General features: G+C 71.8%; 14 protein-coding genes. 7 read left to right on the top strand and 7 right to left on the bottom strand.

Features of this window, described 5'->3' with window-relative positions; all coding sequences use genetic code 11:
- Window positions 1-68 precede the first annotated feature (68 nt).
- Entirely contained in the window at window positions 69-677 is a 609-nt protein-coding gene (folE, locus tag ACFCY7_RS15960) for a GTP cyclohydrolase I FolE (RefSeq protein WP_376485225.1), read from the top strand.
- 67 nt (window positions 678-744) lie between these two features.
- Complete coding sequence (locus tag ACFCY7_RS15955; RefSeq protein WP_376485222.1) at window positions 745-1,740, top strand: hypothetical protein; 996 nt, start codon at window positions 745-747, stop codon at window positions 1,738-1,740.
- 3 nt (window positions 1,741-1,743) lie between these two features.
- Here ACFCY7_RS15955 and ACFCY7_RS15950 read toward each other — a convergent pair whose 3' ends face one another.
- From ACFCY7_RS15950 to ACFCY7_RS15925, 6 genes are all read right to left on the bottom strand, one after another.
- Window positions 1,744-2,223: a DUF3180 domain-containing protein gene (locus ACFCY7_RS15950; protein WP_376485221.1), complete on the bottom strand. Its 480-nt coding sequence runs from the start codon at window positions 2,221-2,223 to the stop codon at window positions 1,744-1,746.
- A 48-nt stretch (window positions 2,224-2,271) separates the two neighbouring features.
- Window positions 2,272-2,871 carry a 2-amino-4-hydroxy-6-hydroxymethyldihydropteridine diphosphokinase gene (folK, locus tag ACFCY7_RS15945; RefSeq protein ID WP_376485219.1) on the bottom strand — a complete coding sequence of 200 codons (600 nt, stop codon included), beginning with the start codon at window positions 2,869-2,871 and terminating at the stop codon, window positions 2,272-2,274.
- Window positions 2,868-3,227 (bottom strand): dihydroneopterin aldolase, encoded by a 360-nt coding sequence (gene folB / locus ACFCY7_RS15940; protein ID WP_189508219.1) that lies wholly within the window; start codon window positions 3,225-3,227, stop codon window positions 2,868-2,870. The genes folK and folB overlap by 4 nt, the downstream gene beginning before the upstream one ends.
- Window positions 3,228-3,348: 121 nt before the next feature.
- On the bottom strand, window positions 3,349-3,768 hold the full coding sequence (locus ACFCY7_RS15935; RefSeq protein WP_376485267.1) for a nuclear transport factor 2 family protein: 420 nt from the start codon (window positions 3,766-3,768) through the stop codon (window positions 3,349-3,351).
- A gap of 65 nt (window positions 3,769-3,833) precedes the next feature.
- Window positions 3,834-4,631: a dihydropteroate synthase gene (gene folP, locus ACFCY7_RS15930; RefSeq protein WP_376485264.1), complete on the bottom strand. Its 798-nt coding sequence runs from the start codon at window positions 4,629-4,631 to the stop codon at window positions 3,834-3,836.
- 91 nt (window positions 4,632-4,722) lie between these two features.
- Complete coding sequence (locus tag ACFCY7_RS15925; protein ID WP_376485214.1) at window positions 4,723-6,537, bottom strand: phosphatidylglycerol lysyltransferase domain-containing protein; 1,815 nt, start codon at window positions 6,535-6,537, stop codon at window positions 4,723-4,725.
- 218 nt (window positions 6,538-6,755) lie between these two features.
- Here ACFCY7_RS15925 and ACFCY7_RS15920 point away from each other — a divergent pair, with 218 nt between their 5' ends.
- The gene (locus ACFCY7_RS15920; protein WP_376485212.1) at window positions 6,756-7,868 is read left to right on the top strand and encodes an alpha/beta hydrolase; all 1,113 of its coding nucleotides are present in this window, start codon (window positions 6,756-6,758) and stop codon (window positions 7,866-7,868) included.
- Window positions 7,869-7,871: 3 nt separating this feature from the next.
- Here ACFCY7_RS15920 and ACFCY7_RS15915 read toward each other — a convergent pair whose 3' ends face one another.
- Window positions 7,872-8,858, bottom strand: coding sequence for an ABC transporter ATP-binding protein (locus ACFCY7_RS15915; protein ID WP_376485209.1), 987 nt, complete (start codon window positions 8,856-8,858; stop codon window positions 7,872-7,874).
- Between the two features lie 142 nt (window positions 8,859-9,000).
- On the opposite strand from ACFCY7_RS15915, the gene ACFCY7_RS15910 reads away from it, so the two are divergent.
- The 4 genes from ACFCY7_RS15910 (at window position 9,001) to ACFCY7_RS15895 (ending at window position 12,565) form a co-directional block, all read left to right on the top strand.
- The gene (locus tag ACFCY7_RS15910; protein WP_376485207.1) at window positions 9,001-9,687 is read left to right on the top strand and encodes an ABC transporter permease; all 687 of its coding nucleotides are present in this window, start codon (window positions 9,001-9,003) and stop codon (window positions 9,685-9,687) included.
- A gap of 1 nt (window position 9,688) precedes the next feature.
- Complete coding sequence (locus ACFCY7_RS15905) at window positions 9,689-10,369, top strand: ABC transporter permease (RefSeq protein WP_376485205.1); 681 nt, start codon at window positions 9,689-9,691, stop codon at window positions 10,367-10,369.
- Between the two features lie 14 nt (window positions 10,370-10,383).
- Complete coding sequence (locus ACFCY7_RS15900) at window positions 10,384-11,394, top strand: ABC transporter substrate-binding protein (protein ID WP_376485203.1); 1,011 nt, start codon at window positions 10,384-10,386, stop codon at window positions 11,392-11,394.
- Between the two features lie 130 nt (window positions 11,395-11,524).
- Entirely contained in the window at window positions 11,525-12,565 is a 1,041-nt protein-coding gene (locus tag ACFCY7_RS15895) for a hypothetical protein (protein ID WP_376485201.1), read from the top strand.
- Window positions 12,566-12,708 lie beyond the last annotated feature (143 nt).

Genomic DNA, 12,708 nt, shown 5'->3' with positions numbered 1-12,708 from the left:
CCACAGGTTTTAGCCTGTGGGGGCGCGGCTTTTCCGCGCACATCAGTCAGACGGAACGAGGCACAGAGATGACCGACCCGGTGACCCTGGACGGCGAGGGCACGATCGGCGAGTTCGACGAGAAGCGCGCCGAGGCCGCCGTCCGCGAACTCCTCATCGCGGTCGGCGAGGACCCGGACCGCGAGGGTTTGCAGCAGACGCCTGCACGCGTTGCTCGTGCATACAGGGAACTGCTGGCGGGGATGCGGCAGGAGCCCGAGGATGTCCTGACCACGACTTTTGACCTCGGTCACGATGAAATGGTCCTGGTGAAGGACATTGAACTCGTCTCCTTCTGTGAACATCATTTGCTCCCGTTCCATGGTGTGGCCCATGTGGGCTACATCCCGGCGGAGAGCGGCAAGATCACGGGACTCTCGAAGCTGGCCCGTCTGGTCGACGTCTTCGCCCGGCGGCCGCAGGTCCAGGAGCGGCTGACCACGCAGATCGCCGATTCGCTGATGAAGATCCTCGAGGCCCGTGGTGCGATCGTCGTGATCGAGGCCGAGCACATGTGCATGTCGCTGCGCGGCATCCGCAAGCCGGGCGCGAAGACGACGACTTCGGCGGTACGTGGTCAACTTCGTGACGCTACTACACGCGCTGAGGCCATGTCCCTGATACTGGCCCGCTCGTAGCGGACTGTCCGTCCTGCTCCATACCGTCCCTGATCAGCGGAGTCGATCGCTGATCAAGGGGGGCGGTATGGGGTACGGACCGACCAGCAAGATGCTGGTCAACCTGGTGGACGGTTGTGCGCAGGCCAAGAACGTGGTTTCGGGCCATGCCATGTGGACGCTGGACGGCGACCGGACGGTGCGGACCACGGTCGTGGACGTGACCGCGGTGAAGGGACGCGAGGCTGTCGAGGTGGTCACGGACCACATGGCCTTCACCGCCAGCCCGGATCTGCTGCTGCTCACGCCGGACGGATGGAAGCACGCGGCGGAGGCGGCGGGGACCGAGGTCGCCTGGACGTACGCGAAGAAGCTGTGCCGGGAGCGACTGACGATCCGGCCGGGCTACGAGTTCGGCTACTTCGTGGGTGCCACATGCGCTGATGGGACAGTCGGCAAGAACTACGTGTCGCTGGTCGTGAACGAGGAGGCCTTCGCGGCGCGCTACGCGACGGCCCTGACGGCCTGCACGGGCCTTCCGGCTCGCCTGGAGGCGGTGACCCGGCCATCCGGCTATCTGAAGCGGGAGCTGCCCGGCTTCCGCGTGCGGGTGGTCTCCTCGTACCTCTCGGACACGCTGCGGCACTACGTCGGTGGGGACGCCCACCACATGAGGCAACGCTTCCCCCGGGTGGTCCTACGGGACACCGAGACCTTCGAAGGGTTCCTCGACGGATACATCGAAGGGGACGGCTGCCCCATCAAGGGGTGGGGTGGGCGCGTGGTCACGAGCGCCAACACCCCTTTCCTGGCCGAGATCGCTCCGATCATCGGGGCACGGTTCACCCCGAGAGCCAGGGCCAAAGGAGCCTCGCGGCTCTACGTGTCGAATCGCTGGGCCGACCGAGGCACCTTCCACCCCGAGCACCACCCCCTGCACCCGCCCGAGTCCTCCTGGGTCCAGGTCCGCGAGGTTCGGCCACGACCCGCGCTCGGGGCGAAGCCGTTCACGTTCTACGGCTATCGGCTCGCACCGCACCCCACGTTCCTGGTGAACGGGCATGTCGTGCGTGGGGCCCGGTAGCGCCTAGGCCGCTGGGGCGTGGTTCTTGTCGTCGTCTTCGGGGAGCTTGCAGACGCGCTCCAGGAAGAGGGCGGCGGCGATGACGCCGATGCCCGCCACGACGGCGAGGGCGGCGTAGAGGGCTTGGTCGCGGCGGGCGGGGACGTCGAGGGAGCCGAGGAGGAAGACGCCGGTGCCGCCGTACATGCCGGCGACGATGGCGGCGACGAGGGCGCTGGCCTGGCCGAAGACGACGGCGCGGGCCGCCATGAGGGGTTCGACGCCCTTGGCGCCGGGGCGCCGCTCGCGCTGGGCCTTGAGGCGGACGCGGAGGGAGAGGGCGGTCGCGGTCAGGACGACGGCGATCACGGCGAGGACGATGGGCGCGGCGATCGGCACGCTGGGGAGCGTGCCGACCGAGTCCCAGAGTCGGGCGGCGCCCCAGGAGAGGATTCCGGCCACGAGGAACAGTCCGGTGAGCACCTTGAGCCGCAGTTGTTTCACCGGGTGTCCTTCATGTGGTCGCGGGGCGGTCTGCCACGAGCCTAACGACTACTCGGGCAGACGGAGTTCCAGGTCGACACGGGGAGTGACGCCTTCGCTGCCGAGGGCGGCGAGGAGGGCGGCGACGGTGCCGTGGCCGGGGAGCTGTGCTTCGGGGTCGACGTCGTGCCAGGGGGCGAGGACGAAGGCGCGCTGGTGGGCACGGGGGTGCGGGAGGGTGAGGACGGGGTCCTCGGAGACGACGTCGGCGTACGTGATGATGTCGACGTCGAGGGTGCGGGCGCCCCAGCGTTCCTCGCGGACGCGGTGGAAGGCCTCCTCGACGGCGTGGGCCCGCTCCAGGAGGGAGGAGGGCGGCAGGGTGGTCCGTACGAGGGTGACGGCGTTGAGGTACGAGGGCTGGCTGCCGGGTTCGACGCCCCAGGGCTCCGTCTCGTAGACGGGGGAGACGGCCTTGACCCGGAGGCCCGGGGTGTCGGCGAGGGCGTCGAGGGCCCCCTGGAGGGTCTCCAGGCGGTTGCCGAGGTTGGCGCCGAGGGCGAGGACGGCCCAGCGGGGGTTGGAGAGGGTCGTGTCGGCGGCGTCGACGGTCGCGACGACGGAGGCCGGTACGGGCTGGACGGTGGGGTCGCTCTGCGTCGGCTTCATCGTCGGCTCCGGGTGATGGTGATGGTCACGTCGTCGAAGGGCACGGTGATGGGTGCGTCCGGCTTGTGGACGACGACTTCCACCTCTTGGACCCCGGCGTGGCTGAGGCATTGCTGGGCGATGCGCTCGGCGAGGGTCTCGATGAGGTCGACGGGCTCGCCCTGGACGACGTCGACGACCTCTTCGGCGACGACGCCGTAGTGCACGGTCTTCGCCAGGTCGTCGTCGGCCGCCGCGGGGCGGGTGTCCAGGCCGAGGACCAGGTCCACGATGAAGGTCTGGCCCTCCTCGCGCTCCTTGGGGAAGACGCCGTGGTGGCCTCGGGCCTTGAGGCCGCGCAGCGCGACACGATCCACGCGAATCACTCCTGCTGTCGTAGTTCGGGTGGCCACGCAACCGGGTGCGGACGGCCGGGTGTCCACTCTCGAATCTACCTGCGGGGACCGACAGCGCTTGCCCTCGGGGGCCGTGGGCGGGTCAGACGGGGGGTTCGGCGCCGTCGGGGCCGGGTTGGTCGGGGGTGTCCTCGTCGGTGTCGGTGAGGACGGGGGAGGCGTGGTGGGACCAGAGTTTCCAGCCTTCGGGGGTGCGGCGGAAGACGTTGGTGGCGACGACGAGCTGGCCGACGAGGGGGCCGAGCTCGGCGCCGTCCTCGGCGGGTCCGCCGCTGAGGATGTTCTCGGTGCAGGTGACGACGGCGGTGCCGTCGGCGAGGGAGATCTCCAGGTCGGTGAGGAAGAACTGGATGTACTCGGTGTTCGCCATGATCAGGGCGTAGGAGCGGAGCACGTCGCCGCGGCCGGTGAGGACGGGCCAGCCGGGGTGGACGCAGGTGATGGGGGTGGCGCCGTCGTCGAGCCAGAGGCCGGAGACGCCTTCGAAGTCGCCGGTCTCCATCGCTTCGTAGAAGGCGGTGTTGGCGGCTTCTACGGCCGCCTCGTCGGTGCTGCGGTCCGTGCGGCTCACGCGGCTCCTTCGACGGCTCGGGCGACTCGTACGGCGTCGGCGGTGGCGCGGACCTCGTGGACGCGGACGGCCCACGCGCCCGCGTGGGCGGCGAGTGCGGAGACGGCGGCGGTGGCGGCGTCGCGTTCGCGGGCGGGGGGCGGGGCGGCGCCCTCGCGGGTGAGGACGTGGCCGAGGAACCGCTTGCGGGAGGCGGCGACGAGGAGGGGCCGGCCGAGGGCGCGGAGCTCGGGGAGGTGGGCGACGAGGGCGAGGTCGTGGGGGGCGAGCTTGGCGAAGCCGAGGCCGGGGTCGACGACGATGCGCTCGGGGTCGACGCCGCCGGCGACGACGGCGTCGAGGCGGGTGCGGATCTCGGCGACGACTTCGCCGACGACGTCGTCGTACACGGCGAGGCTGTTCATGTCCTGGCTGAATCCGCGCCAGTGCATGACGACGAAGGGGACCTCGGCGGCGGCGACGGCGGGGACCATGTCGGGGTCGGCGAGGCCGCCGCTGACGTCGTTGACGAGGACGGCGCCGGCTTCGACGGCGCGGGCGGCGACACGGGCGCGCATGGTGTCGACGGAGACGGTGACGCCTTCGGCGGCGAGGCCGCGGACGACGGGGACGACGCGGCGGAGCTCTTCCTCCTCGTCGACGCGGGTGGCGCCGGGGCGGGTGGACTCGCCGCCGACGTCGACGAGGTCGGCGCCTTCGGTGACGAGGTCGAGGCCGTGTTTGACGGCGGCCGTGGTGTCGAACCAGCGGCCGCCGTCGGAGAAGGAGTCGGGGGTCACGTTGACCACGCCCATGACCGCGCAGCGGTCCCACTCCGGCAGGCCTCGGGCGGTTCCCCGGTCGATCGTCGTACTCATGTGTCCAGCGTAGGGCCCAGGGGCGAGATCAGGCCGCGCGGACCTCGCGCTCGCCCGTGGGGGCGGTGACGATGTGGGTGCAGGGCCGGGGGGCCCGTGCGGGGCGCTTGCGGGTGAAGGGGCGGGGCAGGGAGAGGTTCACGAAGCCTTCGGCCTGCATGGCGGCGAAGCCGATGCGGGGCAGGTCGCGGCTGGTGCGGTAGACGACGAAGCGGGGTTCCCAGCGTGGCCGGAACTTGGCGTTGAACTTGTAGAGCGACTCGATCTGGAACCAGCGGGAGAGGAAGACGAGGAGTCCGCGCCAGACGCGGAGGACGGGGCCGGCGCCGATCTTCTCGCCGCGGGCGAGGGCGGAGCGGAACATGGCGAAGTTCAGGGAGACGCGTTCGATGCCGAGGTCGGGGGAGGCTTGGAGGGCGGCGACGATGAGCAGTTCGTTCATGCCGGGGTCGGCGGAGCGGTCGCGGCGCATGAGTTCGAGCGACATGCCGTCGGGGCCCCAGGGGACGAAGTGGATGATCGCCTTGAGGTCGCCGTAGGGGGAGTCGGTGTCGTCGGCGTCGTCGGTCTTGTGGGCGGTCGCTATGACGGCGTCGCCGTCGCCGGGGGCGCCGATGCGGCCGAGGGCCATGGAGAAGCCGCGTTCGGTGTCGGTGCCGCGCCAGTCGGCGGCGGCGCGGCGGACGCGGGCGAGTTCGGCCTCGTCGAGGTCGCGGACGCGGCGGACGCGGGTGGTGTAGCCGTTGCGCTCGATGCGCTTGACCATCTGGCGGACGTTGCGCATGGCGCGGCCGGAGAGGGAGAAGTCGGCGACGTCGACGACGGCCTCGTCGCCGAGTTCGAGGGCGTCGAGGCCGGTCTCGCGGGTCCAGACCTGGCCGCCGGTCTCGGAGCAGCCCATGACGGCCGGGGTCCAGGAGTGGGCCTTGGCCTCGTCCATGAATCGTTCGATGGCCCCGGGCCAGGCTTCGACGTCGCCGATGGGGTCGCCGCTGGCGAGCATGACGCCGGAGACGACGCGGTAGCAGACGGCGGCCTTGCCGCTGGGGGAGAAGACGACGCCCTTGTCGCTGCGGAGTGCGAAGTGGCCGAGGGAGTCGCGGCCGCCGTGCTGGTCGAGGAGGGCGCGCAGTCGGGTCTCGTCGGCGGCGGTGAGGCGGGCGGCGGGGTGTTCGGGGCGGAAGGCGAGGTAGATGGTGGTGAGGGCGGTGAGCATGCCGAGGGCGCCGAGGGAGTAGCCGACGGTCCAGTCGACGCCCTTGGTGTAGCCGACGGGGCCTTCGACGCCGAAGAGTCCGTACAGGACGTGTTCGAGGCGGTCGGCGAGGCTGGGGTCGCCGATGACGCGGCGGGGGTGGGCGCTGACGATCACGAGGCCGAGGGCGATGGAGCCGGCTCCCATGACGACGAAGTTGGCGAGGGCGCGCCAGCGGCTGCGGGGGTCGGGGAGGGCGGCGAACTCACTCCGGTGGCGTAGCAGGAGGGTGAGGAGTGCGAGGGAGAGCAGGGCGCCGAGGACGGAGTGGCGCCAGACGAACTGGGCCAGGCCGCCGAGGGGGAGGAGGACGACGGCGGCGCGCCAGGCGCGGCGCTTGTGGCGCTTGAGGCCGTGGGCGAGGAGCAGGAGGAGGACGCCGGCGCTCAGGGAGAGGGCGGCGGAGAGGGGGCCGAGGGTGCCGGGGAGGACCTCGGCGACGGCGTGCATGCGGCTGGCGCGGAAGCGGGGGAAGACGCCGGCGGCGATGTCGATGAGGCCGATGAGGGTGCAGGCCGTGCCGACGAGGGTCGGGACTTTCTCGGGGGCGGGGCCGCGGAGAATCCGGCGTACTCGAACCGGAACCATTCCGGATTTGTCCCCATCTACCGTGACAGACATGGCTTCCCGTGCTCCCGTGGTTCCTGTGGTCCCGCGAGGGGTCCTGCGAGGGTTCTCGACTCCGGTCGGGCCCCGGTCGCGTGTGCGGCGGGCCCCTCCGGCTGGTGCGCCTTCTAGGACGGAGCCGTGCGGAGTCGGGTTCATCGGTGCGCAGGAAATTCTCGGAAAGAAGGCTCGGACGCCTCATGGGTCTCACCAGCAACAAGGTCCTCTGGTCGGCTGTGGTGCTGGCCGTGGTGCTGTTCGCGGTCACGGTGGTGCTGTGGCCGCGGCTCGCGCGCGGTGGGTGGCGGAGCGTGGTGGGGCGGGTGGGGCTGCTGCTCGTGACGCAGGTGGCGCTGTTCGCGGCGGTGGGCCTGGCGGCGAACCGGTCGTTCCTCTTCTACGGCTCGTGGGCGGACCTGTTCGGGCAGGAGCAGGACATGGGGGTCGTCGTCGACCACGGGGCGGGTTCGAAGGACGTACGGGTGGTGGGGACGCAGGCGCTCGACGTGCCGGGCGGCGGCCGTCCGGCGGTCGGCGGCCAGATACAGAAGGTCGTCATAGCGGGGGACCGGTCGGGCATCGTCTCGCCGGCGTACGTCTACCTGCCGCCGGAGTACTTCCAGGCGCGGTACGCGAAGCGGACGTTCCCGGCGGCGGTGGTGCTCACCGGGTACCCGGGCACGGCGGAGAACCTGATCAAGGGGCTGAAGTACCCGAAGACGGCCTACCTCCAGGCGAAGGAGGGCCGGATGCAGCCGATGGTCCTGGTGATGCTGCGGCCGACGGTGGCGCCGCCGCGGGACACCGAGTGCGTCGACGTGCCCGGGGGCCCGAAGACGGAGACCTTCTTCGCCGAGGACCTGCCGAGGGCCGTCTCGGAGACGTACCGGGTGGGGACGAAGCCCCGGAACTGGGGGTTCATGGGGAACTCGACGGGGGCGTACTGCGCCCTGAAGATCGCGCTGCACCATCCGGACCGGTTCTCGGCGGGGGCGGGGTTCTCGGCGTACTACCGGGCCGCGGAGGACGTGACGACCGGTGACCTCTTCCACGGGGACGAGGCGCTGCGCCGGCGGTCGGACCTGCTGTGGAGCCTGGACCACCTGCCGCAGGGGGACTCGTCCTTCCTGGTCACGACGTCGAAGCGGGGCGAGGACAACCTGAGGGGGACGCGGGAGTTCGTCCGGAAGGTGAAGAGCCCGGCGAAGGTCTCGTCGATCACGCTGGAGAGCGGCGGCCACAACTTCAACACGTGGAACCGCGAGATCCCGCCGGGCCTGGTCTGGATGGGCGGGAAGCTCAGCGCGGGCTGACGCTCACCGCGGGGTGGCCCGGCGCAGCGCGCGGTGGACGCCGGCCGGGGTGAGGACGCCGAGCGGCGTCCCGTCGGCGCCGGTGACCGTGAGGCGGCCCGTGTCGTGCTGGAGGAGCGCGGCGAGGGCGTCCTTGAGGGAGGTCCCGAGGGCTACTTGGGCGTCGCCCTGGTACCCCTCGGGGCCCCCGGCGTACCGCTCGGTGCTTTCTCTCCAAGAGTCGAGGTCGGCCTCGGTGACGGGGGTGACGGCGAGCCGCTTGAGGCCGCGGTCGCTGCCGACGAAGTCCGCGACGTACGGGGTGGCGGGGGAGCCGAGGACGGTCGCGGGGGCGTCGAACTGCTCGATGCGGCCCTGCCCGTAGACGGCCATGCGGTCGCCCATCCGGACGGCCTCCTCGATGTCGTGGGTGACGAGGAGGACGGTCTTGCGGACGGTGGCCTGGAGGGCGAGGAACTCGTTCTGGAGGCGCTCGCGGACGACGGGGTCGACGGCGCCGAACGGCTCGTCCATGAGGAGGACGGGCGGGTCGGCGGCGAGGGCGCGGGCGACGCCGACGCGCTGGCGCTGTCCGCCGGACAGCTGGGCGGGGTAGCGGGAGCCGTACGTGGCCGGGTCGAGGCCGACGAGGTCGAGGAGTTCGGCGGCACGCGCGCGTGCAGCGGCCTTCTTCCAGCCGAGGAGGGCGGGGACGGTCGCCGTGTTGTCGAGGACCGTGCGGTGGGGGAAGAGCCCGACCTGCTGGATGACGTAGCCGATCTTGCGGCGCAGGGCGACCGGGTCGACGCCGGCGATGTCCTCGCCGTCGACGAGGACGCGGCCCGAGGTCGGCTCGACGAGCCGGTTCACCATCATCATCGTGGTCGTCTTGCCGCAGCCGGACGGCCCGACCAGGGTGACGAGTTCGCCCTCGGCGACTTCGAAGGAGAGGTCGTCTACGGCCGTGGTGCCGTCGGCGTACCGCTTGGTCACGTGCTCGAACCGGATCATGGTTCCCCATTCTGGCCCCTGGGCACCGGGGGTGTGTGAAGGGCGTGTTGCCGCATTGTGGCGGGTCCGGTGGATTGTCGGTGGCGGGGGTTAGGGTCGTCAGACAAGCGTTCGGGAAGGTGGACGGCCCGGGGGAGGGACGATGAGCGCGCCGAACTGTCTGGTCGCGAACGACTGGATCTGCGGGGAGTATCTCCGCACCCGCAGCACGGAGTTGACGGAAGCGCTGCTCCAGCATGTGGGAATCACGGCCGCGTCCGTGCTGATCGCCCTCGCGGTCTCGGTCCCCCTCGCGCTGCTGGTGCGGGCCAGGCCCCGGTTCGCCGGACCCGTCCTCGGTCTGACCACCCTGCTCTACACGGTGCCGTCGCTCGCGATGTTCTCCCTGCTGCTGCCCTTCTTCGGCCTCTCCGCGGCGCTCGTGGTCACCGGCCTCGTGCTGTACGCCCTGACGATCCTCGTGCGGAACACGCTGGCCGGGCTCGCCGCGGTGCCCGCCGAGACGCGGGAGGCCGCCCGGGGCATGGGGTACGGCTCGTGGCGACTGCTCTGGCAGGTCGAACTCCCGCTGGCGCTGCCGGTGCTGATGGCCGGCATACGCATGGCGACGGTCTCCACGATCGCGCTGACCACGGTCGGCTCGGTCGTCGGCCGCGGCGGCCTCGGCAATCTCATCGAGGACGCGCTGCCCACCTTCTTCAAGGCGCAGATGCTCGCCGCGTCCGTGCTGTGCGTCCTGCTCGCCGTCACCGCCGACCTGCTCCTCCTGGGCCTCCAGCGGCTGCTCACGCCGTGGACCCGGATACGGACCGCGCCGGGAGGTGAGTGAGGTGGGGGTCGTGACGGATGCCTGGGCCTGGCTCACCACCGGCGCGCACTGGACGGGCGAGGAGGGCGTCGGGCAGCGCCTCGCCGAGCACGTGTACGTGAGCGGGGCGGCGCTGCTGATCGCCGCGGCGCTCGCGCTGCCGCTCGGCCTCTGGCTCGGCCACCTCGGCCGGGGCGGGACCCTCGCGGTGAACGTGTCCAACGTGGGGCGGGCGGTCCCCGTCTTCGCGGTCCTCGCCCTCTTCATGGTGTCGCCCCTGCGGAACGCCGGCTACGTGCCGACCGTCGTCGCCCTCGTGCTCTTCGCGATACCCCCGCTCCTCACCAACGCGTACGTGGGGATGCGGGAGGTGGACCGGTCCGCCGTGCGGGCCGCGCGCGGCATGGGGATGACCGGCGGCCAGCTCTTCCGGCAGGTCGAACTCCCGCTGGCCCGGCCGGTGGTGATGACCGGGGTGCGCTCGGCGGCGGTGCAGGTGGTGGCCACGGCGACGGTCGCGGCGATGGTCGGCCAGGGCGGTCTGGGCCGGATCATCACGGCCGGCTTCGCCACCTACGACACCGCGCAGGTGGTCGCGGGCGCCGTGCTCGTGGCCCTGCTCGCCCTGCTCGTGGAGGGCGTGCTCGTGGGCGCGGACCGACTGCTCGCGGGGCCTGCGCGGGCCCGACGACTCGACGGCTGAACGAACGATCTGAGATGGGTGATTCGGTGAACAGGATCTCGCGTATCGCGGGTGCGGTGCTGGGCACGGCGGCGCTGACCGTCGCCCTCGCCGCGTGCGGCGGCGACAGCCTGGAGGGAAGCAAGAAGGGCTCCGGCAGCTCGGGCGGCTCCGGCTCCGGCGGCGCGACCGCCGGGGGCAAGGGCTCGCTGGTGGTCGGCGCGGCAGCGTTCACCGAGGCCAAGGTGCTCGCCGAGCTGTACGCCCAGTCGCTGGAGGCCGCCGGATACTCGGTGTCCATCACGACCGTGAAGAACCGCGAACTGTACGAGCCGTCCCTGGAGAAGGGCGAGATCGACGTCGTACCGGAATACGCGGCGACGATCGCGGAATTCCTCAACGCGAAGGCGAACGGGCCGAAGGCGCCCGAGGAGAAGCCGGTCGCCACGGGTGACGCGGCGGCGACCGTCGAAGCGCTGAAGAAGCTCGCGGAACCGCGCGGTCTGAAGGTCCTCGCGGTCGGCGATGCCGTCGACCAGAACGCCTTCGCGGTGACGAAGGAATTCGCCGCGAAGAACAAGCTGACGACGCTTTCCGATCTCGGCCGTTCCAAGCTGAAGGTGAAGATCGCGGCCGGCGACGAATGCGCGGTGCGACCGTTCTGCGCGCCCGGTCTGAAGAAGACGTACGGGATCGACGTGACCGGCATCGACCCCAAGGGCGTCGGCACCCCGCAGGCGAAGCAGGCCGTCAAGGACGGCGTGGACCAGCTGGTCCTGACCACCACCACGGACGCCACGATCGACGGCTACGGCCTCGTCTTCCTCACCGACGACAAGAAGCTGCAGAACGCCGACAACGTGCTTCCCGTGGTCAACGCGAAGGACGCCGGTTCCCCGGAGATAGCCGCCGCGCTCGACCGGCTCACCCGGGTGCTGACCACAGCGGATCTCGCCGAACTCAACCGCAAGGTGGACGCCGAGCGGGCGAAGCCGGAGGACGTCGCCAAGGCCTATCTGGTGGAGAAGGGGCTGGTCGACAAGTAGTCCACGGGCGAGGGCAGTCGGCTCGAAACGGAACCGGAACGGCCTATATCCACTTCTCGCGGCGAGAAGTAGCCAAGAGATTGCCGGGGCGACCCCCCACGTGCCGCCTACGCACGGTAAATTTCAGGCCATGCCACGTGGACGCCACCGCCATTCCCCGCCTCTGCACAAGCTGCTTCCGCCGTCCGCGGTCGCCGGCGCCGCGGTCGTGTGCGCCGCGGCCGCCTGGCTGCCCGGCGGCCTGGTGGTCGCCCGGCTGCTCGCCGCCGCCGCGGCGGCCGCGGCCGTGACCGGTGCCGTCCTCATGCGCAGTTGGGACCGGGGCGCCGGACTCCGGGTCGCCGAACTCGACCGGGCGCGCGCCGCCGACCAGTGGAAGGCCGAGGAGCGGACCGCCGAGCTGGAGTCCGACCTGGACGAGTCCCGCGCCCTGCGCGGCAAGCTCGACGCCAAGCTCCGCGCCAAGCGCGTGGAGCTCGCCGGCCTGCGCGGCGAGCACGCCGACCTCCTCCGCCGGTACGCCACCGCCGAGACCGAGCGGGCCAGCGCTCTGGAGGGCGCCCGCGTCCTCGCCCTGGAGACCACCTCCGAGGCCAAGGCGCTGCCGGCCGCCGGTTCCGCGCCCACCCCGGAGGCCTACCGCCGCGCGGCCCAGGCCCTGCGCGACCTCCCCCGCAACGCCGCCGCACAGCAGGCCCGCCGCACCACCGAGGCCGCCCGCGCCCGCGACCTCGCCGAGCGGGCCCGCGAGACGGAGGAACCCCAGGGGAAGCACGCGGCGGCCGCCGGAACCGAGCACACCCGCCCGGCCGCCTCCACCCTCGCCCTCCCGCCAGCCGCACCCGCCGCCACCGCCCTGCCCGCGGTGCCGACCGCGAGCGCGATCGTCCCCTACGCGGCCCGCAGGCCCGTCCCGCGCCCCGAAGGCGGCTTCGACTTCTTCGGTACGCAGAAGGCCGCCGCCGCCATCGAGGCCGTCCAGCACACCGACCTCGCCGACGTCGTCGGCGAAGAGGTCCTCGCCGCCGAGACCTCCACCGGCGCGCCCCTCCTCACCCCCGTCGCTGCGTCCGCCCCGCCGCGCACCATCGGCCACGTCATCGACCTCACCGCCCACGACGAAACCGAACAACTCGACCTCGCCCACCTCCGCGGCGCCGTCAACTCCTGACCCCACCCACACCACCACGGCGCCCACACCTGGTACGCCCGACGCCCACGCGTCGCGCGGGCCCGCGCTCGCGCCCCGTGCGGGCTGCACCCGCCGCCCTGCGCCCGCACGCCGGCCTACCGCCGTGTGGGCAATCGTCCCTC

The organism is Streptomyces sp. NPDC056361, from assembly GCF_042262805.1.
Taxonomy (GTDB): domain Bacteria; phylum Actinomycetota; class Actinomycetes; order Streptomycetales; family Streptomycetaceae; genus Streptomyces.
Note: the sequence above shows the minus strand (reverse complement) of the source record. Positions and strands in the feature narration are given on the sequence as shown.

What these genes read in the sequence shown, in the direction of transcription:
- ACFCY7_RS15895 (WP_376485201.1), top strand. Translation starts at nt 11,525, where the DNA reads ATGCCACGTGGACGCCACCGCCATTCCCCGCCTCTGCACAAGCTGCTT.
- folK (WP_376485219.1), bottom strand. Translation starts at nt 2,871, where the DNA reads ATGAAGCCGACGCAGAGCGACCCCACCGTCCAGCCCGTACCGGCCTCC.
- ACFCY7_RS15925 (WP_376485214.1), bottom strand. Translation starts at nt 6,537, where the DNA reads ATGGTTCCGGTTCGAGTACGCCGGATTCTCCGCGGCCCCGCCCCCGAG.
- ACFCY7_RS15920 (WP_376485212.1), top strand. Translation starts at nt 6,756, where the DNA reads ATGGGTCTCACCAGCAACAAGGTCCTCTGGTCGGCTGTGGTGCTGGCC.
- ACFCY7_RS15915 (WP_376485209.1), bottom strand. Translation starts at nt 8,858, where the DNA reads ATGATCCGGTTCGAGCACGTGACCAAGCGGTACGCCGACGGCACCACG.
- ACFCY7_RS15910 (WP_376485207.1), top strand. Translation starts at nt 9,001, where the DNA reads ATGAGCGCGCCGAACTGTCTGGTCGCGAACGACTGGATCTGCGGGGAG.
- ACFCY7_RS15955 (WP_376485222.1), top strand. Translation starts at nt 745, where the DNA reads ATGGGGTACGGACCGACCAGCAAGATGCTGGTCAACCTGGTGGACGGT.
- ACFCY7_RS15935 (WP_376485267.1), bottom strand. Translation starts at nt 3,768, where the DNA reads ATGGAGACCGGCGACTTCGAAGGCGTCTCCGGCCTCTGGCTCGACGAC.
- folE (WP_376485225.1), top strand. Translation starts at nt 69, where the DNA reads ATGACCGACCCGGTGACCCTGGACGGCGAGGGCACGATCGGCGAGTTC.
- folP (WP_376485264.1), bottom strand. Translation starts at nt 4,631, where the DNA reads ATGGGCGTGGTCAACGTGACCCCCGACTCCTTCTCCGACGGCGGCCGC.
- ACFCY7_RS15900 (WP_376485203.1), top strand. Translation starts at nt 10,384, where the DNA reads ATGGGTGATTCGGTGAACAGGATCTCGCGTATCGCGGGTGCGGTGCTG.